The 23,838-nt window shown below is 73.8% G+C and carries 20 protein-coding genes and 1 tRNA gene; 13 read left to right on the plus strand and 8 right to left on the minus strand.

All coding sequences use genetic code 11. The annotated features are described in order from the left end of the window. The first annotated feature begins 67 nt into the window (after positions 1–67). A complete protein-coding gene (locus ACP7CD_RS15855) occupies positions 68–1,885 on the plus strand; it encodes a sensor histidine kinase (RefSeq protein ID WP_426120604.1) in 1,818 nt (605 codons plus the stop codon). 758 nt (positions 1,886–2,643) lie between these two features. Here ACP7CD_RS15855 and ACP7CD_RS15860 read toward each other — a convergent pair. Then, on the minus strand, positions 2,644–3,330 hold the full coding sequence (locus tag ACP7CD_RS15860) for a hypothetical protein (RefSeq protein WP_426120605.1): 687 nt from the start codon (positions 3,328–3,330) through the stop codon (positions 2,644–2,646). A 386-nt stretch (positions 3,331–3,716) separates the two neighbouring features. Then, a tRNA-Thr gene (locus tag ACP7CD_RS15865) sits at positions 3,717–3,789 on the minus strand. Between the two features lie 221 nt (positions 3,790–4,010). Here ACP7CD_RS15865 and ACP7CD_RS15870 point away from each other — a divergent pair. Further along, a complete protein-coding gene (locus ACP7CD_RS15870) occupies positions 4,011–4,730 on the plus strand; it encodes an HAD-IA family hydrolase (RefSeq protein ID WP_017831974.1) in 720 nt (239 codons plus the stop codon). Positions 4,731–4,770: 40 nt separating this feature from the next. Here ACP7CD_RS15870 and ACP7CD_RS15875 read toward each other — a convergent pair whose 3' ends face one another. From ACP7CD_RS15875 to tmk, 3 genes are read right to left on the minus strand one after another with little or no spacing between them, the layout of a single operon-like run. Then, positions 4,771–6,360, minus strand: coding sequence for an alpha/beta hydrolase (locus tag ACP7CD_RS15875; RefSeq protein ID WP_109243831.1), 1,590 nt, complete (start codon positions 6,358–6,360; stop codon positions 4,771–4,773). A 43-nt stretch (positions 6,361–6,403) separates the two neighbouring features. Next, positions 6,404–7,543, minus strand: a complete 1,140-nt coding sequence (locus ACP7CD_RS15880) for a DNA polymerase III subunit delta' (RefSeq protein ID WP_426120606.1) — start codon at positions 7,541–7,543, stop codon at positions 6,404–6,406. Next, positions 7,540–8,259, minus strand: a complete 720-nt coding sequence (gene tmk, locus ACP7CD_RS15885; protein WP_426120607.1) for a dTMP kinase — start codon at positions 8,257–8,259, stop codon at positions 7,540–7,542. The genes ACP7CD_RS15880 and tmk overlap by 4 nt, the downstream gene beginning before the upstream one ends. Positions 8,260–8,340: 81 nt before the next feature. On the opposite strand from tmk, the gene ACP7CD_RS15890 reads away from it, so the two are divergent. The 3 genes from ACP7CD_RS15890 (at position 8,341) to ACP7CD_RS15900 (ending at position 10,684) form a co-directional block, all read left to right on the plus strand. Continuing rightward, the gene (locus ACP7CD_RS15890) at positions 8,341–9,510 is read left to right on the plus strand and encodes a trans-sulfuration enzyme family protein (RefSeq protein ID WP_426120608.1); all 1,170 of its coding nucleotides are present in this window, start codon (positions 8,341–8,343) and stop codon (positions 9,508–9,510) included. A 10-nt stretch (positions 9,511–9,520) separates the two neighbouring features. Further along, complete coding sequence (locus tag ACP7CD_RS15895; RefSeq protein ID WP_229587767.1) at positions 9,521–9,835, plus strand: DUF2516 family protein; 315 nt, start codon at positions 9,521–9,523, stop codon at positions 9,833–9,835. Between the two features lie 90 nt (positions 9,836–9,925). Beyond that, on the plus strand, positions 9,926–10,684 hold the full coding sequence (locus tag ACP7CD_RS15900) for a phosphoglyceromutase (protein ID WP_017831968.1): 759 nt from the start codon (positions 9,926–9,928) through the stop codon (positions 10,682–10,684). Positions 10,685–10,789: 105 nt separating this feature from the next. Here the strand turns inward: ACP7CD_RS15900 and phoU are convergent, their stop codons facing one another. Beyond that, on the minus strand, positions 10,790–11,488 hold the full coding sequence (phoU, locus tag ACP7CD_RS15905; protein ID WP_017831967.1) for a phosphate signaling complex protein PhoU: 699 nt from the start codon (positions 11,486–11,488) through the stop codon (positions 10,790–10,792). 220 nt (positions 11,489–11,708) lie between these two features. On the opposite strand from phoU, the gene ACP7CD_RS15910 reads away from it, so the two are divergent. Both ACP7CD_RS15910 and ACP7CD_RS15915 read left to right on the plus strand, forming a co-directional pair. Then, entirely contained in the window at positions 11,709–12,977 is a 1,269-nt protein-coding gene (locus tag ACP7CD_RS15910) for a sensor histidine kinase (RefSeq protein WP_035926156.1), read from the plus strand. Continuing rightward, positions 12,974–13,654: a response regulator transcription factor gene (locus ACP7CD_RS15915; protein ID WP_017831965.1), complete on the plus strand. Its 681-nt coding sequence runs from the start codon at positions 12,974–12,976 to the stop codon at positions 13,652–13,654. Before ACP7CD_RS15910 ends, ACP7CD_RS15915 begins: the two co-directional genes overlap by 4 nt. A gap of 80 nt (positions 13,655–13,734) precedes the next feature. Here the strand turns inward: ACP7CD_RS15915 and ACP7CD_RS15920 are convergent, their stop codons facing one another. Continuing rightward, entirely contained in the window at positions 13,735–14,286 is a 552-nt protein-coding gene (locus tag ACP7CD_RS15920; protein WP_017831964.1) for a hypothetical protein, read from the minus strand. A 155-nt stretch (positions 14,287–14,441) separates the two neighbouring features. Between ACP7CD_RS15920 and ACP7CD_RS15925 the strand changes: the two genes are divergently transcribed. The 6 genes from ACP7CD_RS15925 to glgX are packed head-to-tail and all read left to right on the plus strand — an operon-like array spanning position 14,442 to position 20,942. After that, complete coding sequence (locus ACP7CD_RS15925; protein WP_017831963.1) at positions 14,442–14,924, plus strand: CarD family transcriptional regulator; 483 nt, start codon at positions 14,442–14,444, stop codon at positions 14,922–14,924. A 7-nt stretch (positions 14,925–14,931) separates the two neighbouring features. Then, entirely contained in the window at positions 14,932–15,762 is an 831-nt protein-coding gene (gene ispD / locus ACP7CD_RS15930) for a 2-C-methyl-D-erythritol 4-phosphate cytidylyltransferase (RefSeq protein WP_426120609.1), read from the plus strand. Positions 15,763–15,765: 3 nt separating this feature from the next. Then, a complete protein-coding gene (gene ispF, locus ACP7CD_RS15935; RefSeq protein ID WP_017831961.1) occupies positions 15,766–16,257 on the plus strand; it encodes a 2-C-methyl-D-erythritol 2,4-cyclodiphosphate synthase in 492 nt (163 codons plus the stop codon). A 35-nt stretch (positions 16,258–16,292) separates the two neighbouring features. After that, entirely contained in the window at positions 16,293–17,723 is a 1,431-nt protein-coding gene (cysS, locus tag ACP7CD_RS15940; protein ID WP_017831960.1) for a cysteine--tRNA ligase, read from the plus strand. Between the two features lie 35 nt (positions 17,724–17,758). Next, positions 17,759–18,736, plus strand: coding sequence for a 23S rRNA (guanosine(2251)-2'-O)-methyltransferase RlmB (rlmB, locus tag ACP7CD_RS15945; RefSeq protein WP_095650907.1), 978 nt, complete (start codon positions 17,759–17,761; stop codon positions 18,734–18,736). Then, the gene (gene glgX / locus ACP7CD_RS15950; protein ID WP_035926171.1) at positions 18,723–20,942 is read left to right on the plus strand and encodes a glycogen debranching protein GlgX; all 2,220 of its coding nucleotides are present in this window, start codon (positions 18,723–18,725) and stop codon (positions 20,940–20,942) included. The genes rlmB and glgX overlap by 14 nt, the downstream gene beginning before the upstream one ends. 151 nt (positions 20,943–21,093) lie before the next feature. Here the strand turns inward: glgX and glgP are convergent, their stop codons facing one another. Then, on the minus strand, positions 21,094–23,691 hold the full coding sequence (glgP, locus tag ACP7CD_RS15955) for an alpha-glucan family phosphorylase (protein WP_426120610.1): 2,598 nt from the start codon (positions 23,689–23,691) through the stop codon (positions 21,094–21,096). Positions 23,692–23,838: the final 147 nt, after the last annotated feature.

Consider the following 23,838-nt stretch of genomic DNA (forward strand, 5'->3'; position numbering starts at 1 on the left):
CCGCTATTCTTTGCAATTGTCATCCCGACCCCCCGAGGGTGACGCACCCAGTCGGAAGAGTTCTCCCGTGGACCGCTTGCTCACCGTCCTCTCCCTCGACCGGATCAGCTTCCACGAGCTGTCGATGCGCCGGCGCGTGCTCCTCAGCCAGATGCCGCTGTTCGTCACGACCGTCGTCCTCGTCGCCGGGATCTGGGTGGTCCACGAGCCGCTGCGGGACGACCTGCGGGTGCAGCTGGCACTGGCGCTCACGGTCGCGCTGACGGCCCTGTGCGTGCTGGTGCCGTGGCACCGGCTGCCCTACGGGGCGTTCCTGGTCGTCCCGGTCCTGGACTTCGTCCCCATCACGCTGCTGCGGGAGGGCACGCTGAGCACGGTGACCGGGGTGGGCATCATGGCCGCGTTCCCCGTCATCTGGCTCACCGGCTCCGGGCGGCTGCCCCGGGCGTCCGCCCCGCTGGGGTTCGTCCTGACCCTCGCGATGGTGTGGGTCCCGCTCCTGGTCCCGCCCCGGACGGTGAGCGCGCAGCTGCTGACGGCCCCGCTGCTGATCCCGGTCATGCTGCTGGGCATCGGCCTCACCGTCCAGGTGCTGTCGAACAGCATGGAGCGTCAGAACGCCGAGCTCGAGGCCAAGGACGCCGAGCTGCGCCGGCTGCTGGGCGTGACCGCGCGGCGGGAACGGCTGCTGAACACCGTCCTGGACACGGTGGACGTGGGCGTGCTGGCGATCGACGAGCACGGCCACGACATCCTCATGAACCGCCGACAGCACCGGATCCACGAGCTCTCGCTGCCCGAGGGGGTGCGGGACGGCGCCGAGGCGGACCTGCGGGTCTACGCGGACGGGGACGGGACGCCGCTGCCCGTGGACCGGCGTCCCGCCCGCCGCGCGATCCGCGGCGAGTCCTTCTCCGACGCCCTGGTCTGGGCGGGGGAGCCGCCCCTGCAGCGGGTGCTCTCCGTGTCCGCCCGCGTGCTCCGGGACGAGGACGGCGGGACCGAGGGCTCCGTCCTGTCGTTCAACGACGTGACCGAGCTGGTGGCGGCGCTGCAGGCCAAGGACGACTTCGTGGCCGGCGTCTCCCACGAGCTGCGCACGCCCCTGACGTCCATCCGCGGCTACACCGAGCTCCTGGCCATGGACGAGCGGCTCCCCGGGCACGTCCGCTCCGGGCTGGAGGTCGTCGAGCGCAACGCCGACCAGCTGCTCGTGCTGGTCGAGGACCTCCTCCGCACCGCGGGCCCCGTCCTGGCGCTGCAGCCGGCGGAGGCCGACCTCGTCCAGGTGGTCCAGCAGTCCGTCGCGGCGGCCGGGCTCCGGGCCGTCGAGGCGGGGGTGGACCTGCGGGTGGAGGCCCCGTCCCGCCTCGTGCTGGCCTGCGACCCCGTGCGCCTGGGGCAGGTGCTCGACAACCTGCTCTCGAACGCCATCAAGTACTCCCCGGACGGCGGGCCGGTGACGGTCCGGGTGGTCCGGACCGGGACGACCGTGCAGGTGCAGGTGGCGGACCGCGGCATGGGGATGCGCCCGGAGGACGCCGAGCACGTGTTCGGCCGGTTCTTCCGCAGCAGCAACGCCCGGATGAGCGCCATCCCGGGCCTGGGCCTGGGCCTGGCGGTCGTGCACGAGATCGTCGAGCGCCACGGCGGCACCATCCGCTGCGAGAGCGCCCCGGGGGAGGGGACGGTCTTCACCCTGACCCTCCCCATGGCCGGACCGGCGGGGGCGGAGGACCCCGGCCGGGCGGAGCAGGACGGATCAGCGGCTGTACTCCAGGCGGACCGAGTTGTCGTCGGGCAGCACCAGGACCGTGCTGCCGGCGACCGTCCACTGCTCGGGCAGGAGGAAGTACCGGCCGCCCCGCAGCGTCAGGAGCCGTAGCTCGTCGTAGCGGTGGAGCGGGTCGTCGGGTCCGCCCAGCTCCTCCGCACGGACCCCGGGCAGGCCGATGTGCAGGGGCTTCTCGCTGTAGACGACCGTCCGCGGCATCGTCTCCAGCTCCTCCTCGAGGTCGTGGGCCAGGGCCCGTCCCATGGCCTCGGCCACCGACGACGTGCCCCAGAACACCAGGAGCGCGACCACGGACAGCAGCGCGAAGCTCCGCAGGAGCGGCCGCTCGGGCGCGGTGGGCCGCTCATCACGGGCGGTGACGCGCCGCCGCAGACCGGCGGCCCAGGCGGCGGCGAGGACGCACAGCGCCATGGCGAAGGGGATCACCCAGGCCTCCTCCTCCGGCACGGCGCCGCCCAGGAGCCGCACCGCGACCGCCAGCCCGATGAAGAACCACGTCCCCCGGCGCGCCCACCGCGCCACCGGGGCGCTCCCGGACCGGCGGGCACGGGCCTCCACGCGCTCGCGCAGCCGGCGGTCCAGCCAGATCCCGCCGAGCACGGCCACGGCGATCCAGAGGAGCTGGACGTACAGCGAGCCGATGCTCAGGAGCAGGTAGTCCTGGGTGGTGTAGCCGAAGAGGTTCGCGTCCAGGCCCATCTCCCGGGCCTGGGCGCCGGCGCGGACCCAGCCGAAGTAGACCAGCAGGGCCGTCAGCAGGCTCACCCCCACGCCCAGCTTCGAGACCGCCTGGAAGAGCCGCCCCCAGAGCGGGGACCCGTCCGGCTCCTGCTCCGCCACCGTGGCTCCTAGAGTGTGGGTGGAGCGGTGGGCGCGGGCGCCGGCGGGGGGTCGGGACAGGCGGCGGCCGGCACCTGGTACACCAGGTAGCCCTGCCCGCCGACCGGCCAGTCCGCGTCCGAGACGGTCACCGGGACGGGGCCGGCGACGTCCGACGGCGGGGCGCGGAAGAACAGGCTTCCATTGCCCTGCTGCACCGGCACGACCGCGGCGCCCACCGACACCGCGCGGATGCCCTCCGGCGGCACCCACTCGAGGTTGCCCTGCAGGAAGACCGGTGCGCCGCCGCAGGTGGACACGGGGATCTCCAGGCCCTCGACACCGGGGGCCAGCGGCGAGAGGAGGCCCTCCAGCACGAGGGGGCAGGCCGTGCCGTCGGGGACCTGCAGCTCCGGGACCGCCTCCGGGGCCCGGCGGTGGAACTCGACCAGCCGCCGCAGGCCCGCCACGGTCTCCTCCTCCCAGCAGCCGGCGGGCGCCGGGACGGCAGCCAGGGCGTCCTCGCCCTGCCGCCACAGCTCGGGGTCGTTGGTCGTGGCGGCCTCGCACAGGAGGGCGCCGGCGCGCGGGACGGGCTGGGCCCGGGACGCGAGCAGCTGCTCGTCGCCGCAGTCCCCGTCCTTCAGGGGGTCGTACCACAGCGGGGTGCCCTCCCCGGTGGGCCCCATGCGGAGCCAGGTCAGGATGCGGGACACCCGGGGCTCACCCGGTGCGGGCGAGGCCGGGGAGGCCGTGTCCGGGGGAGGAGCCGTCTCCGGCGGAGGACCGGGGGAGGGGCCGCAAGCGGACGTCACCAGGGCCGCTCCGGCGAGGACGAGCAGGCCGAGGCGCTGTCGCGAACGGAGTTGCATGGTGCACCGCCCAAGTGGTCCGTGGCGGCCGATCGCGCCCGGTTGCCTCAGCGTACGGCGGACCCCACCCGCCGAACACCACTGTGACCAGGGGGGACGCGACTGTGACGGCCGGTGCGCACCGCCCGTCGCGGGGTTCGAGGGGCGGGGGCAGGTGGCCCGGTGGACGGGCGCGGGGCGGGACGACGAAGGCTCCGGACCCAGGGGGTCCGGAGCCTTCTTCCGGTGGGAGCCTCCTGTCGGAATCGAACCGACGACCTTTTCATTACGAGTGAAACGCTCTACCGACTGAGCTAAGGAGGCGTGCACGCGGCCGTCCGGGACGGCCTCAGTGCAGGTGAAACTGTAGCAGAGAGCACGGGGGCGTCCCCAATCGGCGGGGCCGGGCGCGGTGCGCGCGTTCCCCGGGAGTTCACCGGCTCTTCGGCTCCCCGGCCTTACCGGCCCGCAGGGCCGGGGCGCAGCATGGACGGACACGACGACGGGGCCGGCCGCTGCGGTCCGCCCGGAACAGGAGCAGCCCAGTGCGCACACCGGACGGCGGCATCGCGCCGGATCTCGAACTGGCCTTCCTGGACATGTCCGGGACCGTGTTCCACGACAACGGGATCATGGAGCGGGCCTTCGAGCGCACCGTGACCGGTCTCGGCGTCGACCCCGGCTCGGAGCGGTTCCGGCAGATGCTCCACCACGTCCGGGACACGCTGGGCCAGTCGAAGGCGGGAGTGCTCGAGCAGCTGTTCGCGAGCGACCCCCACCGGGCACGGCAGGCGGTCCGGGACTTCGAGCGCCACCTCGACGAGCTGCTGGCCACCGAGGGGGTCATTCCCGTGGAGGGCGCGGAGCAGGCCGTCACGGCGCTGCGCGAGGCGGGCCTGCGGGTCTGCCTGGCCACCGGCTACAACCGGCACAGCCTGAACACGCTCCTCGAGCAGCTCGGCTGGACGGGTCTCGCGGATCTCAGCCTGTGTCCCTCGGACGCGGGGCGCGGACGACCCTGGCCGGACATGGTGCTCACCGCCGTGCTGGCGCTCGACCTCGGCGACGTCCGCCGGGTCATGGTGGTGGGGGACACCGCGGCGGACGTGCAGGCCGGCCTGCGGGCCGGCTCCGCCGCGGTCGTCGGCGTCCGCACGGGCGCCCACGACGCCGCGTCCCTGCGCGCGGCCGGCGCCCACGTGGTGGTCGACTCGGTCCGGGACCTCCCCGGACTCGTCCGCACGCCGGTGCCCGGCGCGCGCTGACGCCCACCGTGCCGGCACCGGTCGCCCGGGTCGCGGCGGATCAGGAGCAGGTCGTCCCCTCCGCGGGGAGCTCGCCCTCCAGCAGGTAGGCGTCCACGGCGTCCTGCACGCAGCGGTTGCCGGCCGTGTAGGCGGTGTGGCCGTAGCTGTCGTAGGTCAGCAGCCGGGCGCTGTCGAGCTGCTCCACGAGGGCCTCGGACCAGTGGTAGGGGGTCGCGGGGTCGTGGGTGGTGCCCACCACGAGGACGGGATCGGCGCCGGCGGCGTCGAGCGGCTCCGGCAGGCCCGCCGGGTCGACCGGCCATCCCTGGCACGCTGCGTCGCCGTAGCCCAGGTACGGGCCGAAGGTCGGGGCGACCCGCTCGAGCTCCTCCTGGTGCTGAGCCATCTGCTCCGCCGTGACCGTCCCGTCGGGCCGGTCGAGGCAGTTCACGGCCGTGAACGCCATGGTGGTGTTGCTCGTGTACCGGCCCTCGGCGTCGCGCCCGTGCGTGGCGTCCGACTGGGCGAGCAGCGCGGAGAAGTCGCCGTCGAAGGCGGCGCCCAGGGACTCGTTGAGCGTCTCGTAGCCGGTGGTCGCGTAGAGGGGCCCCAGGATGCCCTCGACCACGTTGGTGGCGGTGACCCGCCGGCCGTCGGCGGCGGTCACGGTCTCCTCCTCGACGGAGGCGATGAGCTCCTGGATCCGGGTCATCGCCTCGTCCGTGGAGACGTCGGCCACCACGCAGTCCCGGATCTCGAACTGGCACTGCTGCACCCAGTGGCGCAGGTTGTCCTCGAAGCCCTCGGCCTGGTCGGCGGTGGCCTCCATGTCGCTCAGGGTGGGGTCCACGCCGCCGTCGAGCACGAGCCGGCCGACCCGGTCGGGGAACAGGTCGGCGTACACCGCGCCGAGGTGGGTGCCGTAGGAGAAGCCCAGGTAGGTCGTCCGCTCGTCGCCGAGCACGGCCCGGAGCACGTCCATGTCCCGGGCGGCGCTCACGGTGTCCATCTGCGCCACGAGCTCGCCGGAGTCCTGCACGCACGCGGCGCCGAGCTGTTCGTACTCCTCCTGGATCTGCTCGACCGGCTGCTCCTCGGGGTCGAACATCGGCTCGGCGCGCCACGCGTCCAGCTCCGCGTCGTCGAGGCACTCGATGCCCTCGGAGCGGCTCACCCCGCGCGGGTCGAAGCCCACCACGTCGTAGGCCTCGCGCACGTCGCCGGTGACCGTGTACTGCGCGTAGAGCATCGCGTCCACCCCGGAGGCGCCGGGCCCGCCGGGGTTGAGGAGCAGGCTGCCGCGGGCGTCCCCGCCTGCGGGCAGGCGGGACATCACCACGGTGGTGGTCGCCCCGCCGGGGTCGGCGTAGTCGAGGGGCACCTCGACGTCGGCGCACTGGAGGTCGTCCTGCGCGCCGTTGGTCTTTACCTCGAACGTGCAGTCCTCCCAGGCGACGGTCTGCGTGTAGTAGCGCTGGAGCTCCTCGGGGGTGCCCTCGACGACGGCGCCGGTGGCGCCCCCGGAGGTCGGCTCGCCCGTGGCGCCGGCCCCCAGGGACGAGCAGCCGCTCAGGAGCAGGCCGGTCGCGGCCAGCGCGGCCGTGACGGGCAGGAGGGCGCGGCGCGAGGGGGCGGCACGGCGGGTCATGGGGCTCCTCGAGGGGGTGGGGGGATGGGGGTCGGGGGCGGGGTCAGAGCAGGGAGACGGCCATGGCTTCGAAGGCCAGCTGCGCGCTGACGTTGGTGCGGATCCGGTCCCGGGTCCGGCTGATCACGTCGATGCGGTGCAGCGTCCGCTCGGGGGTCGAGTTGGACGCGTGGTCCTGCAGCTGCTGGGCCAGGTGCTCGTTGACCAGGGCGGAGCCCGTGCGCAGCTGGAGGGTCAGGACGTCGCGGTAGAAGGTGGTGAGGTCGATGAGGAAGCGGTCGAGGGTGTCCGTCTGGATCCGCCGGGACCGGCGCTTCTGGTCGGCCTCGAGCCGGTTGAGGGCTCCGCGGATGGCCGGCGGCACCCGTCCGGACTCCGGCGCGCCCAGGGCCACGAGCAGCTGCTTGCGCTCCGCCTCGTTGCGGGACTCGGCGTCCGCCTGGGACTCCTCCACGGCGATCTTGTGCAGCCGGTCCGCGGCGCGCACGGCGTCCGGCACCCCGGACAGCTTCAGCGGCATGGACACGACCTCCTGCCGCCGGGTGCGGGCGTCGTCGTAGAGGGCGAGCCGCTTCGCGATCCCCACGTGGGACTGCGCCAGCCGGGCGCTCTCCTCCGCGCGCTGCCGGGGCACCCCGTGCCGGCGGATCAGCAGCTCGGCCACGTCCGCCACGGCGGGCACCTTCAGCGTGGCCGGGCGGCAGCGGGAGCGGATGGTCACGAGCACGTCCATCGGGCTCGGGGCGCACAGCAGCCAGATGGTGTTGGGCGGGGGCTCCTCGATGGCCTTGAGCATCACGTTCGAGGTGCGCTCCGCCATGCGGTCGGCGTCCTCGACCACCATGACGCGCCAGCGGCCCACCGAGGGCCGGTCCTGGGCGCGGACCACGAGCTCGCGGGCCTCCTCGATGGTGATCTGCGGGTTCTCCGTGACGAAGTGGGTGAGGTCCGCGTGCGAGCTGGCCAGGACCGTGCGGCACGCGTGGCACTGCCCGCACCCGCGCTCGACGGGCTCCTCCTGCTCGCACAGCAGGGCCGCGGCGAACGCGAGCGCCGCGTTGGAGCGCCCCGAGCCGGGCGGACCGGTGAACAGCCAGGCGTGGGTGGGCCGGTCCTCCTGGGCGGCGCGCCGCAGCTGCGCCACCACGGCGTCCTGGCCCAGCAGCTGGTCCCACACGCTCACGCGCTCACCTCCGCGGCCCGGGCGGAGCGGGCGAGCCCGGTGAGGCGCTCGCGCACGGCGGCCGAGAGCTCCCCTGCCGGCCGGGTGGCGTCGAGCACCAGGTAGCGCTCCGGAGCCCGGCCGGCGAGCTCGAGGAACGCCGCCCGGTTCGCGTCGTGGAAGGCGTCGGGCTCTGTCTCCAGGCGGTCGCCCGCGGTGCCGTCCCGGGCCTCCCGGCGGGTCCGTCCCGTGCCGGCCGGGACGTCGAGCAGCACGGTGAGGTCCGGGACGAGCCCGGCCGTGGCCCACGCGTTGAGCTCCGCGACGCGGTCCAGGCCGAGGCCGCGCCCGGCGCCCTGGTAGGCGGCGGAGGAGTCGGCGAAGCGGTCGCAGACCACGGTCCGGCCGGCAGCGAGCGCGGGGCGGATGAGCTGGGCGACGTGGGCGGCGCGGGCCGCGGCGAAGAGCAGGGCCTCGGCGCGGGCGTCGACGGGCCCGTGCGCCGGGTCCAGCACGAGCTCGCGCACCCTCTCGCCCAGCGGGGTCCCCCCGGGCTCCCGGGTGCGCAGGGTGTCGTGCCCCTCGGCGCGCAGGGCGTCCACGAGCAGGCCGACCTGGGTGGACTTCCCGGCGCCGTCCCCGCCCTCGAACACCACGAAGAGCCCGCGCCCGGACGGCGCGGGGGAGGGCGCCGCGGCGGAGGCGGGCGGCGGGGCGGGGGCCGGTCGGGAGGTCACGGTCCCAGCCTATCCACCCGCGCGGACAGCGCCGCCGGTGCGCGCGCGGCTGGGGACGCCGCGGGCCGATAGCCTGGAACCATGACTGCGCGCCCCGAGACCCCGCCCGCCCACGGCTCCACCGACCTCCGCCCGGACACCGTGCTGGTCGCGGGCGGGCGGCCCGCACCGGAGCACGACGCGCCGGTCGGCCCGTCCATCGTCCTCACCTCCACCTACCGGGGCTCCGCCGGGCTCGACGCCGAGGACCGCACCTACGGGCGGTTCAGCAACCCCACGTGGGAGGACCTCGAGGACGTGCTGGCGCGGCTCGAGCGGGCGGAGCTCCCCGCACTGGCCTACGCCTCGGGACTGGCCGCCGTCGCGTCGGTGCTCTCGCTCGTCCCGGCGGGCGGCCGCCTGGTGCTGCCCCGGCACAGCTACCAGGGCTCCCTGGCCCTGGCCGCGGACCTCGAGTCCCGCGGGCTGCTCACCGTGCGGACCGTGGACGTCACGGACACCGAGGACGTGGTGGCCGCGCTCGACGCCGCCGACCTGCTCTGGCTCGAGAGCCCCACCAACCCCATGCTGGAGGTCGCCGACCTCCCCGCGCTGCTCGCGGCGGCCCGCGAGCGCGGCGTGCTCACGTGCGTGGACAACACCTTCGCCACCCCGCTGCTGCAGCGACCGCTCGAGCACGGCGCCGACATCGTGGTGCACTCCGTGACCAAGTACCTGGCGGGGCACTCCGACGTCGTCCTGGGGGCCGCCGTCACCTCCGACCCTGCCCTGCGGACCCGGCTGAAGGGGCACCGCTCCCTGCACGGCGCGGTCCCGGGCCCGTTCGAGGCGTGGCTCGCGCTGCGGGGGATGCGCACCCTGGCGGTGCGGGTCGAACGCTCCGCGGCCACCGCCGGGGAGCTCGCCCGCCGCCTCCAGCAGCACCCGGCCGTGCGCGAGGTCCGCTACCCGGGCCTGCCCGGAGACCCCGGGCACGAGCGTGCCGCCGCGCAGATGGACGGCTTCGGCTCGATCGTGGCGATCGTGCCCGCGGGGGACGTCGCCGCCGTCGAGGCGGCCGTGGACGCCCTGCGCGTGTGGACCCCCGCGACCTCGCTCGGCGGGGTGGAGTCGCTGATCGAGCGGCGGCGGCGGCACCACGAGGAGCCGCCCAGCGTCCCGGAGACGCTGCTGCGCCTGTCGGTGGGCATCGAGAACGTCGAGGACCTCTGGGAGGACCTCGACCGCGTCCTGTGCGGGATCGACCGGTAGGCTGGGCGGCGTGGACATTCCCTGGGTCTTCTTACTCGTGCGCTTCATCGACATCGCGCTGGCACTGGTCGTCGCCGGTCTGGCCGTGTGGGCCTTCGTGGACTGCCTGACCAAGGCGCCGGTGCAGTTCCAGCGCGCCTTCAAGCGCACGAAGGGCTTCTGGCTCGCGCTCACGGGCGGCTCCCTCGCGTTCACGGTCTTCACGCTGATGCTGCTGCGGCCCAGCCTGTTCGTCCTGCTCATCGCGGGCACGGCCGTGGGGGTCTACCTGGCCGACGTCCGCCCGGCCGTGGGCCTGGAGTCCAAGGGCCCCAACAACTGGTGACCGCCGGGCGCGCGGCGCCCGGCCCCGCGACACGGGGCGCCCGTGACGCCGGCTTGTCCCGCGCCGCCGCCCGGGTGGAAGAATGGCCCCATGGCTACCGAATCAGCACCGCACAAGCTCGTCCTGCTCCGGCACGGACAGTCCGACTGGAACGAGAAGAACCTGTTCACCGGGTGGGTGGACGTGGACCTGACCGAGAAGGGGCGGGAGGAGGCCGTCCGCGGCGGTGAGCTGCTCGTCGAGAAGGGGATCGCCCCGGACGTCCTGCACACCTCGCTCCTGCGCCGGGCCATCACCACCGCCCACCTCGCGCTGGACCGGGCGGACCGGCACTGGATCCCCGTGAAGCGGTCGTGGCGGCTCAACGAGCGCCACTACGGTGCGCTGCAGGGCAAGGACAAGACCCAGGTCCGCGACGAGTACGGCGACGAGCAGTTCATGACCTGGCGCCGCTCCTACGACGTCCCGCCGCCCGAGCTGGAGGACTCGTCCGAGTTCTCGCAGGCCGGCGACCCCCGCTACGCGGACGTGCCGGACGCGCCCCGCACCGAGTGCCTCAAGGACGTCCTGGACCGCTTCATGCCGTACTGGGAGCAGGAGATCGTCCCCGATCTGCAGGCCGGCCGGACCGTCATCGTCGCGGCCCACGGCAACTCCCTGCGCGCCCTGGTGAAGCACCTCGACGGCATCTCGGACGAGGACATCGCGGCGCTGAACATCCCCACGGGCATCCCGCTCTACTACGAGCTCGACGAGAACCTCCGCCCGCTCGTGGCCGGCGGCGAGTACCTCGACCCCGAGGCCGCCGCGAGCTCGATCCAGGCGGTCGCCAACCAGGGCAAGAAGTAGTCCCGGAAGGCTCCCGCCCACGGACAGGGGCCGGGTCCACCGTGCTGGTGGACCCGGCCCCTGTCCTGTGCCCGGGCGCGGCTCGGCCGGCGCCCGGGCGGGGGCTCACTCGCCCCCGTCGCGGCCCACGTGGCCGTGGCCGGTGGGGCGGTCGGAGCTCGCCGGGACCCAGTCCCCGGTCACCAGGTAGGAGACCTTGCGGGTCACCGAGACCCCGTGGTCCCCGATGCGCTCGAGGTACCGGGAGCACAGGGTGACGTCCACGGCGGTGGGCACCGACGAGTCCCAGCTCGGCGCGGCGAGCGCGTCGAAGACGGACTGGTGCAGCTGGTTGACCTCGCCCTTGAGCGAGTAGATGTCGTCGGCGAGGGAGAGGTCCCGGGTCTGGAGCACCTGGATGACCCGGTCCAGGATCTGCAGGTCGAGGTCGAACATCCGGGTGAACGTCTCCACGAGCGGCTCGGGGATGACCGGCTCGGGATAGCGGATGCGCACCGCCTGGGCCAGGTGCCGGGCGAGGTCGCCGGCACGCTCCAGGGAGGCGCTCATCCGCAGCGCGCCCACGATCATCCGCAGGTCCGAGGCCACGGGGCTCTGCAGCGCGAGGATGTCGATCGAGCGCTCGTCGAGGTCGTTCTGCAGGAAGTCGATCCGGGCGTCGTTGGAGATGACCTCCTCGGCGAGCTGGATGTCCGCGTCGAGGAGCGCGTCCTTGGCGCGGGCGAGGGCCTCGCGCACCAGGGTCGCGATCTGGATGAGCTCCTCGCCGACCTGGTGGAGTTCTGCCTGGAAAACCTTGCGCACGGATGCGTCCTTTCGAGATTCGGCGGCGTCCGCGGCAGCCGCGGCCGGGGTGCGGCGCGGAGCGGGACGGATGACATGGGGGCCGGGTGCGAGCACACCCGCCGCCACCGTCACAGCCAGGAGTGAACTTTCGCTCATCTTAGGATGAACGTTGGTTGAACCTGTAGCTCGTGACGCCCGGCACGGGGTCCCCGCGCCCCCGAGTGCCTAAGCTGGTTCCGTGAGTCCAACTGCCATCGCCGTCGCCGCGGGTCTGCTCGGCTTCGCCCTCGGGGTGAGCGGACTGATCGCCCTCCGGGTGAGCGGACGGGGCCGCCGCGCCCGCGCCGACGTCCAGGAGCCCACGCTGCCCGACGGCACCGCGGACGTGCTCGCGGTGATCGGCCGCGCCTACGTGGTGGTGGACGGGGTCGACGGCGTGGTGCGCGCCTCCCCGGCCGCCTACGCCTTCGGACTGGTCCGCGGGCACACCGTGGTGCACGAGCAGATGCTCGAGATGATCCGCCGGGCCCGGCGCAGCGGCGTGATTGAGGAGCGGCGGGTCGAGCTGTCCCGCGGACCGTTCCAGACGGGCGCGGTGGTGCTCGACGTCCGGGTGGCACCCATCGCGGAGGAGTACATCCTGCTGCTCGCCGACGACCAGACGGAGATCGTCCGGGCGCAGTCGATCCGCAACGACTTCGTCGCCAACGTCTCGCACGAGCTGAAGACCCCCGTGGGGGCGATCGGGCTGCTCGCCGAGGCGATCGAGGACGCGGCCGAGGACGAGGAGGCCGTGCGCCGCTTCGCCCAGCGCCTGCACAAGGAGTCCGCCCGGCTGACCGCCCTCGTCCAGGACATCATCGAGCTCTCCCGCCTGCAGGGCGCGGACGTGGTCACCGAGGGCCGGCCCGTGGACCTCAACCAGGTGATCGCCGACGCCGTGGACCGCAACCGGTTCCCGGCCGAGAACAAGGGCATCGAGATCGCGGTGGGCGGGCGCGTCACCCGGCCCGTGTTCGGCGACCCCGACCTGCTCGTCACCGCGCTGCGCAACCTCATCGACAACGCGGTGCACTACTCCCCGGAGGGCACCCGCGTGGGCGTCGGCGTCCGGGAGCGGGACGGGATGGCCCAGATCTCGGTGACCGACCAGGGCCCGGGCATCCCCGAGGACGAGCAGGACCGGATCTTCGAGCGCTTCTACCGCGTGGACGCGGCCCGCTCCCGCCGGACGGGCGGCACCGGGCTCGGACTGAGCATCGTCAAGCACGTCATGTCCCAGCACGGCGGCGAGGCCACCCTGTGGTCGCAGCCGGGCCGCGGCTCCACGTTCACCCTCAGCATCCCCCAGATCGAGGGCGCCGACGACCCCGGGGGGACCGCGCAGCCGGCCCCCGGCGCGACCGCCCGCCCGGTGCCGCAGCAGGCACCACCCCGCCCAGACGCATCGACCCCACGGCCCGCCGCCCCCGCGGCGCGCGCCGGGAGCACGGAGGACCGACAGTGACCCGCATCCTGATCGTCGAGGACGAGGAGTCCCTCAGCGACCCGCTCTCCTACCTGCTGGGGAAGGAGGGGTTCGAGGTGGCGGTCGTCGACAACGGCGTGGACGCCGTGGCCGAGTTCGACCGGTCCGGCGCCGACCTGATGCTGCTGGACCTCATGCTCCCCGGGCTGTCCGGCACCGAGGTGTGCCGCCAGGTGCGGCAGCGCTCCTCCGTGCCGATCATCATGCTCACGGCCAAGGACGCCGAGATCGACAAGGTGGTCGGGCTCGAGCTCGGCGCCGACGACTACGTCACCAAGCCCTACTCGTCCCGGGAGCTCGTGGCCCGGATCCGCGCGGTCCTGCGCCGGCAGGGGGAGCCCGAGGAGCTCGTCTCGGCGACCGTGCAGGCCGGCCCCGTGCGGATGGACATCGAACGGCACGTGGTCAGCGTGCACGGGGAGCGGGTGGCCATGCCGCTCAAGGAGTTCGAGCTGCTGGAGATGCTGCTGCGCAACGCCGGGCGCGTGCTGACCCGCGGGCAGCTCATCGACCGGGTCTGGGGCTCGGACTACGTGGGGGACACCAAGACCCTCGACGTCCACGTCAAGCGCCTGCGCGCCAAGATCGAGCCCGATCCCTCCGCCCCGCGGCACCTCGTGACGGTGCGGGGCCTCGGCTACAAGTTCGAGGGCTGAGCCGGCGCCCCGGCAGACGGAAGGGCCCGGAACCCCGAGGGGTTCCGGGCCCTTCCGCTCGTGCGCGCCGGTGGGAGTCGTCAGTGGCCGCTCTCCTGGCCCACCATCTCCTCGACGGGCACGGGCGTGTTGGAGGGGTTCGCCGGGGTGCTCGGCGCGCCGCCGGGGATGAACTCGGCGTAGCGGGAGAAGGTGTGGTCCAGGACCGGGACCCGCTCGGTGAGGGACTCGCCGCCGGCGGTGAACTCGGTCTCGACCATGAGACCCGGCTCGGCGCCGGCACGGTCCACGGTCACGACCGGGTCGTCCTGGTCGAGGTCCACGGTGCCGCCGGCGGGGATCTGCACCTCGGCGGTGGCGCCGTCGACGTCCATCGACAGCGTGACGTCCTGGTCGCCGTCGTTCACCAGGGTGCCCAGCACGCGACCCTCCTGGTCGGCGCCGGTGGCCACGATCAGCACGTTGGCCAGCTTGACGTCCCCGACCTGCTCCACGATGCCGTCCGCGGCCGAGTACACCATGGTCGTGGCCGGCGGGTTGATGTAGGCGCATCCGGCGGTGGTCAGCAGGGCGGCCGCGGCGGCGGCACTCAGGCCTGCGCGACGCAGCTTCTGGCGGGCGGCGATCTTCACGGCGCGTACTCCTCGGGAGCTCAGGACGATGTCCCGACCAGCTTATCCGTTTGCCGACGGATCGTCCGCATCGACGGGCCCCCGGTCCCCGCCCGCCCCGGATCGGCGAATCCTACACCGTGTTAGAATGGAAGTTCTGAAAGGGGTATTTCCATATGGTTTTTGAGGTTGGCGAGACGGTTGTCTACCCGCACCACGGCGCGGCGACCATCGAGGAGATCAAGACCCGCACCGTCAAGGGCGAAGAGAAGATGTATCTCAAGCTCAAGGTGACCCAGGGGGATCTGGTGATCGAGGTACCCGCGGAGAACGTCGACCTGGTGGGCGTGCGCGACGTCGTCGACGAGGACGGGCTCAAGAAGGTCATCTCGGTCCTGCAGGCGAAGGACACCGAGGAGGCCAGCAACTGGTCCCGGCGCTACAAGGCCAACCTCGAGAAGCTCGCCTCCGGCGACGTGCTCAAGGTCGCCGAGGTCGTGCGCGACCTCTGGCGCCGCGACCGCGACCGCGGGCTCTCGGCGGGGGAGAAGCGGATGCTGACGAAGGCCCGCCAGATCCTCACCTCCGAGCTGGCGCTCGCCAAGAAGATCGACGAGGAAGAGGCCGAGAAGCGCCTCGACGACATCCTGGCGTCCTGACCGACCCGTGAGCGGGAACGCACCACGGTCCACCACGGCGAACCCGCCCTCCCCGGAGGGCGGGTTCGCCGTCGTCGTCGTGGCGGCGGGCTCCGGCACACGACTCGGGCACGGCATCCCCAAGGCCCTGGTGGCCCTCGACGGCCGCCCCCTCCTGGAGCACGCGCTGCGGGGCATCCGGTGCGCCGGGCTGACCGGGCCCGTGCTGGTGACCGTCCCGGCCGGGGACGTCGAGCTCTCCGCGACCGCCCGGGCGCACGGCGCGCGACCCGTGACCGGCGGCGCCTCCCGCGCGGAGTCCGTGCGCGAGGCGCTGACCGAGCTCGCGCGGTCCGAGCCCGCCTCCACCGCGGTGCTCGTCCACGACGCCGCCCGCTGCCTCACCCCGCCCGAGGTCTTCCGCACCGTCGTGGACCGGCTGCGCGCCGGGGAGCGCGCCGTGGTCCCCGTGCTGCCTGTGGCGGACACGATGCGCCGGGTGGACGACGCCGGACGGTCGCTCGGCACCGTGGACCGCACGGTGCTGCGCGCGGTCCAGACCCCGCAGGGCTTCGACCTCGCCCTGCTCCGGTCGGTGCACCGCGCCGCCGCGGAGGCCGGGACGGACCCCGGGTCCGTCACCGACGACGCCTCCCTCGTGGAGGCGCACGCCCCGGGGGCCACCGTGCTGACGGTGCCCGGCCACGAGCACGCCTTCAAGATCACCCGCCCGCTCGACCTGGTGCTGGCCGAGGCCGTCCTGCGCGGCCGCGCACCGGGCACGGACGCCGCGGTGCCCGTCACCGCCGCTCCTACCCCCGGCCCTCACCCCGATCTGCTCGACCCCGAGGAGCCCTGACCCGTGATCCTGCCCCGCACCGGCATCGCCGTCGACGTCCACGCCTTCGGGCCCGAGGGCACCCCGCTGTGGGTCGCGGGCCTCGAGTGGCCGGGGGAGCGCGGTCTCGCCGGGCACTCGGACGGGGACGTCGTGGCCCACGCCGCCGCCGACGCCCTGTTCTCGGCCTCCGGCACGGGCGACCTGGGCGCCAACTTCGGCGTGGACCGCCCCGAGCTGGAGGGCGCGTCCGGGGTGCGGATCCTCACTGAGGCGGCCCGCATCGTGCGGGAGGCCGGCTTCGAGATCGGCAACGTGGCCGTGCAGCTGATCGGGAACCGGCCGCGGTTCGCGCCGCGACGGGCCGAGGCCGAGGCCGTGCTCACCGCCGCAGCCGGCGCGCCCGTCACGGTCAGCGCCACGACCTCCGACCGGCTCGGGCTCACGGGCCGCGGCGAGGGCCTCGCGGCCGTGGCCACCGCGCTGGTCGTGCCCGCGGACGCGCGCCGGGCCTGACCGGGGCGCCACCGCCCGCCCTTATGATGGGCCGTGTGACTCTGCGCTTCTACGACACCGCCACCGCGACCGTGCGGGACTTCGCGCCCGCCCACCCCGGCGAGGCCCGTCTGTACTACTGCGGCGCCACCGTCCAGGGCATGCCGCACATCGGCCACGTCCGCTCGGCCCTGGTCTTCGACCAGCTCGCCCGGTGGCTCGCCCACCGCGGCTACCGGGTCACCACCGTGCGCAACGTCACCGACATCGACGACAAGATCCTCGCGAACTCGGCCGCGTCCTTCGCCCCCGACTACGCCGGCGACCACCCCCGCGAGCCGTGGTGGGCGCTGGCCTACCGGTTCGAGCAGGCGTTCAACGCCGCCTACGACGCCATCGGCGTCGGCCGGCCCACCTACGAGCCGCGCGCCACGGGCCACGTCCCCGAGATGCACGCCCTGATCCGCACCCTCGTCGACGCCGGGCACGCCTACCCGGCGCCGGACGGCTCCGGGGACGTCTACTTCGACGTCCGCTCCTGGGAGCGCTACGGCGAGCTCACCCACCAGTCGGTCGACGACATGCAGGACGCCCCCGACGCCGACCCCCGCGGCAAGCGGGACCCCCGCGACTTCGCCCTGTGGAAGGGGCACAAGGCGGGCGAGCCCGAGACCGCCCGCTGGGACTCGCCCTGGGGCGCCGGCCGGCCCGGCTGGCACCTCGAGTGCTCGGCCATGGCCGCGAAGTACCTCGGCGAGCACTTCGACATCCACGGCGGCGGACTGGACCTGCGCTTCCCCCACCACGAGAACGAGCTGGCCCAGTCGGCGGCGGCCGGGCAGCGGTTCGCGACGCTCTGGCTGCACAACGGGCTGGTCACCTACGCGGGCGAGAAGATGTCCAAGTCGATCGGCAACACCGTCTCCCCGGCGGAGATGCTCGCCGAGGCCCGGCCGCTGGCCGTGCGCTACTACCTCGGCCAGGCCCACTACCGCTCCGTGCTGGACTACCGGCCCACCTCCCTCGCCGAGGCCACGGCCGCGGTCGAACGGGTCGAGTCCTTCCTGCGCGCGGCCCGGGACGCCGGCGCCGACCTCGACGGGGCGGCCGGGGACGTGCCGCCCGCCTTCGGCGACGCCATGGACGACGACCTCAACGTGCCACAGGCCCTCGCCGTCCTGCACGAGACCGTCCGCGCCGGCAACTCCGCGCTCGCCGACGGCCTGGACGCCGCCGCGCCCGCCCGGGCGGTGCGCGCCATGACCGACGTCCTCGGCCTGACCGCGCTCATGGACCTCGGGGACGCCGCCGGGAACGCCGCCGAGCACGCGGCCCTCGACGCCCTCGTGCGCTCGCTGCTGGCCCAGCGCGACCAGGCCCGCGCCGCCAAGGACTGGGCCCGGGCCGACGCCCTCCGGGACGAGCTCGCCGCCGCCGGCGTCGCGGTGCGCGACGCCGCCGGCGGATCCACCTGGTCCGTGGCCTGACCGGGCCGCACCACACCGACCGAACAGAGGAACCCATGCCAACCCCCAAGCAACGTCCCGGCGCGATCCGCAAGAACAAGAAGGGCCCGCTGGTCGGCACCGGCGGCCACGGACGCAAGGCCCTCGAGGGCCGGGGCCCCACCCCCAAGGCCGAGGACCGCCCGTACCACAAGGCGCACAAGATGAAGAAGGCCGCCGACCGGCGGCAGGGCCAGGGCGGCCGCTCCCCGGCCCGCACCCGCGGCAAGGTCCAGGAGGACCTCGTCACCGGGCGGAACTCCGTGGTCGAGGCGCTGCGCGCGGACATCCCCGCCAAGGCCCTGTACGCGGCGAGCAAGATCGACGTCGACGACCGCGTGCGCGAGATCCTGCAGCTCTGCGCCGAACGCGGGATCACGATCCTCGAGGCCTCCAAGGGCGAGCTCGACCGGCTCACCAGCGACGCCGTGCACCAGGGCGTGGCCCTGCAGGTGCCGGCCTACGAGTACCAGGACGCCGTGGAGGCGGCCCGGAAGTTCATGACCCAGTGGGAGAAGCGGCACATCCGCCGCCCCCCGCTGATGGTCGCCCTCGACGGGATCACCGACCCCCGCAACCTCGGCGCCATCATCCGCAGCGTCTCCGCGTTCTCCGGCAACGCCGTGATCGTGCCCGAGCGCCGGTCCGTGGGCGTCACGGCCTCCGCCTGGAAGACCAGCGCCGGCGCCGCGGCCCGCGTGCCCGTCACCAAGGCGGCCAACCTCAACCGCACCCTCGAGGAGCTCAAGGCCATGGGCTACTTCGTGGTCGGCCTCGACGGCGGCGGCGACGTCGAGCTGCCCGGCCTCGAGCTGGCCACCGAGCCGCTCGTCATCGTGGTCGGCTCGGAGGGCAAGGGCCTGTCCCGGCTGGTCACCGAGAACTGCGACCAGGTCGTCTCCATCCCCATCGACTCCACGATGGAGTCGCTCAACGCCTCGATGGCCGTGGGCATCACCCTGTACGAGGTGTCGCGACGCCGTGCTGGTTCCTGAGCCCCGGCGGCAGGACACCGGTCGGCCGTACGTCTCCCACCCCTACCCCCTCGGGGTCCACCCCTCTCCCGAGCGCGACGGCAGCGCGAACGTGGCGGTCTACGCCCCGGGGATCCCCGACCTGGACATCGTCTTCCGGCTGCCCGGCGGCCGCTGGCAGCGGCGGCGGCTCACCGGCCGCACCGGCGGCGTGCACCACGGGACGATCCCGCCGGCCGAGCAGCAGCGGCTCTCGGAGACGGGCTTCGACTACCTGCGGCACCGGGACGAGGCCCCGGCCCTGCCCGCCGGCACGGAGTACGGGTTCGTGCCCGCCGACTCGCCGGTCGCCTCCCACCACCGCTCCCCGGACCCGGCCGCCCAGCAGATCCTGCTCGACCCCTACGGCAAGGGGCTGCGCCGCGTCGCCCCGCCGCCCGGCGTCGTCGATCCCGGCCCCGACGCCTACGGGGGCCGCTACGTCTCCGTGGTCGTCCAGCAGGATTTCGACTGGGACGAGGACCGCCGCCCGGCCACCCCGTGGCGGGACACCGTCGTCTACGAGGCGCACGTCAAGGGCCTGACCGCCCTGCACCCGGACGTCCCGGAGGAGCTGCGGGGCACGTACGCCGGGCTCGCGCACCCCGCGATGACCGGGTACCTCACGTCCCTGGGCGTCACGGCCGTCGAGCTCCTGCCGGTGCACGCCCACCTGGACGAGCCGCACCTCACGTCCCTCGGGCTGAGCAACTACTGGGGCTACAACACCCTGGGCTTCTTCGCCCCGCACGCCGGCTACGCGACCGAGGCCGCCCGCGCCCGGGGACCGCAGGGCGTGCTGGACGAGTTCAAGGCGATGGTCCGGGAGCTGCACCGCGCGGGGCTCGAGGTCTACCTCGACGTCGTCTACAACCACACGGCGGAGGCCGGCCAGGAGGAGCCCGCCTACTGCTGGCGGGGACTCGGCGACGAGGCCTACTACCGCCACGGCGAGGACGGCCGCTACGTGGACGTCACGGGGTGCGGCAACTCCGTGAACTTCGGCAACCCGCGGGTGGTGCAGATGGCGCTGGACTCCCTGCGCTACTGGGTGGAGCGCTGCCACGTGGACGGCTTCCGCTTCGACCTCGCCCCCGAGCTGGCCCGGGACGAGCGCCACCGCTTCACCCGCAACCACCCCTTCCTCGTGGCCGTCGGCGCGGACCCCGCCCTGTTCGGGACGAAGCTCATCGCCGAGCCCTGGGACGTGGGCATGGGCGGCTGGCAGACCGGTCACTTCCCCGAGGGGTGGGCCGACTGGAACGACCGCTTCCGGGACACCGTCCGCGACTTCTGGCTCACCGGCCCGCGCAGCATGAGCCTGGGCGGGGACGGGGGCAACGCCGCCCGGCTCGCCGGGGCGCTCGCCGGCTCCTCGGACATGTTCGCCGCGTCCGGGCGCAGCGCCCTGGCGTCCGTGAACTTCGTGACCGCCCACGACGGCTTCACCCTGGCGGACCTCGTCTCCTACGACAACAAGCACAACCAGGACAACCTGGAGAAGAACCGGGACGGGACCAACGACAACCACTCGTGGAACCACGGGGTGGAGGGCCCGGCGCGCGACGTGCGGATCCGGGCCGACCGGGCCCAGACCATGCGCAACGTCATGGCCACCCTGCTCTTCTCCCAGGGCGTGCCCATGATCACGGCCGGGGACGAGTTCGGCCGCACCCAGCGCGGCAACAACAACGCCTACTGCCAGGACAACGAGCTGTCCTGGGTGGACTGGCGGCTCACGCCGGCGGACCGCGCCATGCTCGCGGCCACCCGATCCCTGATCGGCGTGCGCGGGGAGTTCCTGGCCGGACAGCCGTCGCACTTCCCGACGCGCCCCGACGAGGTGATGATGCACTGGTTCGGCCCCGACGGGTCGGCCATGACCGCCGCCGGCTGGCAGACCCCCGGGGCCCGGACCATCCAGGTGCTGATCGGCTCCCGCGGCGGCCGGGTGGCGGGGCTCATGGTGATCAACGGCGCGAGCGCCGACATGGCGATCACCTTCCCGAACCTCGCGGAGCTCCTGCGGCCGGACGAGCAGGGGCACCCCCTCGCGAAGGCCGACGGCGTCTACTCGCTGGTGCACAGCACGGCCTCCGTGCTGCACGGACGCTACGGGACGCGCTACCGGGCGGGCCAGGCGCAGGGCGTGCCCGCCGGCTCGGTGACGCTCTTCCGGGTGCTCTGAGCACCCGGGTGCGCTGAGGGGCCCGGTGCGCTGAGCTTTCCGGTGCGCCGAGCTTTCCGGTGCGCCGAGCTGCGGCGGCCCGCGCGCAAGAGGGGCCGCACCCGTGGATCACGGGTGCGGCCCCTCCTGTGCGCCGCGCGGCGCCGGCGGCTCAGGCGTTGGTCACCAGTCCCAGCTCGGCCTTGTCGGCGAGCTCGGGGTGGGCGGGCAGCACCCGGACGGTGTAGCCGAACGGGCCCGAGCGGTCCACGGTGATCGTGCCGCAGAACTTGTGCCGCCCCCCGCCGAGGTCGCCGACGGGGCTCAGCCCCGCGTACTTGCGCTCGTGGATGTGGTCCGTCTCCGAGACCCGGCCGTACCCGATCTCCGCGCACACGTCCTCCGGGCTCAGCGAGCCGAGGGACACGTAGGCGCACACCGTGAGCTCGTCCCCGATCTGCGGCTCCTGGGCCACGCCCTCGGCGTCCACGTGCTCGACCGCCACCTGGCCCCACGCCTGGCGCACGCGCCCGACCCACCGGGACTTCGCCCGGGCGGCCGCGTGGCCGTCCAGCGCCGCCCGGCGGCCCGAGACGGCGGCCGGCACGTAGAGGTGCTGCACGTAGTCCTCGAGCATGCGCTTGGCGGAGACCTGCGGGCCCAGCGTCGCCAGGGTGTGCTTGACCATGGCCAGCCACTGGTGGGGCACGCCGTCGGTGTTCGGGTCCGAGCCCTCCGCCGTCTCGCCGTAGAACCGCGGGGCCACGTGGTTCTCGATGAGCTCGTAGAGGGCGGCGGCCTCGATGTCGTCGCGCTCGTCCGGGTGCGCGCCCTCGTCGGCGGTCGGGATGGCCCAGCCGTTCTGGCCGTCGTACATCTCGTCCCACCAGCCGTCGAGCACCGAGAGGTTCAGCCCGCCGTTGAGGGCGGCCTTCATCCCGGACGTGCCGCACGCCTCGAGCGGGCGCAGCGGGTTGTTCAGCCACACGTCGCAGCCCGGGAAGAGGGTCCGGGCCATCGCGATGTCGTAGTTGGGGAGGAACACGATCCGGTGGCGCACCTCCGGGTCGTCCGTGAAGCGCACGAGGTCCTGGATCAGGCGCTTGCCCTGCTCGTCGGCAGGGTGGGACTTCCCGGCGACCACGAGCTGGACGGGGTGCTCCGGGTCCAGCAGGATCCGCTTGAGCCGCTGCGGGTCCCGCAGCATGAGCGTGAGCCGCTTGTAGGTGGGCACCCGGCGGGCGAAGCCGATCGTGAGCACGCCCGGGTCGAGGACCGAGTCGGTCCAGCCCAGCTCGGCGTCCGCGAGACCGCGCTTCTTCCACGACGCCCGCAGCCGGGCCCGGACGTCCTCCACCAGGCGGGTGCGCAGCTCCCGGCGGACGGCCCACAGCTCGGCGTCGTCGGCGCCGTAGATCCGGCGCCACCGCGCGGCCCGGTTCAGGTCCGAGCCCATCGGGTCGAGGGCCAGCTCCGCCATGCGGGGGTCGATCCAGGTCATGACGTGCACGCCGTTGGTGATCGAGCCGATCGGCACCTCGTCGACGTCGAAGCCCGGCCACAGCCCCTGGAACATGCCCCGGGAGACCACGCCGTGCAGCTTGGCCACCCCGTTGGCCCGCTGCGCCAGGCGCAGGCCCATGACCGCCATGTTGAACTTGGCGGGGTCGCCGCCGTCGTAGTCCTCGGCGCCCAGGGACAGGACCTTGGCCGTGGGCACGGAGGGGGCGAGACCCGCGTTGAGGAAGTGCTCGATCTGCGCCTGCTCGAACCGGTCGATGCCCGCGGGCACCGGGGTGTGGGTCGTGAACACGGTGGCCGAGCGCACCGCGGTCAGGGCCTCGTCCCACGTCATCGGCTCGGTCCCGTCCGCCGGGTCCATGAGCTCCGCGATCCGCTCGACGCCCAGGAACCCGGCGTGGCCCTCGTTGCAGTGGAAGACCTCCGGGGCGGGCGCCCCGGTCAGCCGGGAGAAGGCCCGCAGCGCCCGGATCCCGCCCATCCCGAGGAGCAGCTCCTGCTGGAGCCGGTGGTCGCCGCCGCCGCCGTAGAGGCGGTCCGTGACGTTGCGGGCGTGGTCGTCGTTGTCCGGGATGTCGGAGTCGAGCAGCAGCAGGGGGACGCGGCCGACGTCGGCCCGCCAGATGTGGGCGGACAGGGAGCGGCCGTTGGGCAGGGGCAGGGTGATCCGGACCGGGCTCCCGTCCTCCTCCCGCAGCAGCGTCAGGGGCATGCCGTCCGGGTCGAGGACGGGGTAGGACTCCTGCTGCCACGCGTCGCGGGACAGGGACTGCTTGAAGTAGCCGTGCTGGTAGAACAGGCCGACGCCCACCACCGGCACGCCGAGGTCCGAGGCGCTCTTGAGGTGGTCGCCGGCGAGGATCCCCAGCCCGCCCGAGTACTGGGGGAGCACGGAGGTGACGCCGTACTCGGCGGAGAAGTAGGCGATGGACCGCGGGGCGTCCTCCGCCTGCGTCTTCTGGTACCACAGGTCGTCGGTGAGGTAGCGCTCGAGATCGGCGTCCAGCTCCTCGATCCGGCGCACCGTGGCCGGGTCCTGGGCGATCTGCTGGATCTCCTCCCGGGTGAGGGAGCCGAGGAGCTTGACGGGGTCCCCGTGGACCGCGTCCCAGGCCTGCGGGTTCAGCTCGGCGAACAGCTGTTCGGTGGGCCGGTGCCAGGACCAGCGGAGGTTCCTCGCGAGTCGGCTCAGAGGGGCGATGGACTCCGGCAGCACGGTGCGCACGGTGAATCTACGGATTGCCTTCACGCCGTCAGACTACCGGTGCGGCGGCGCCGGACGGCGGTGCCGCCGCCCATCCGTCCCCCGGCGCGCCGGACCGCCGCGCCGGGGCCGTGACACCGGGACGGCGACACCGTCCCACGGTTCGACAGCGGGCTTAACGATCGCCGGGTT

The organism is Kocuria sp. LHG3120 (genome assembly GCF_049897445.1).
Lineage (GTDB): Bacteria > Actinomycetota > Actinomycetes > Actinomycetales > Micrococcaceae > Kocuria > Kocuria rosea.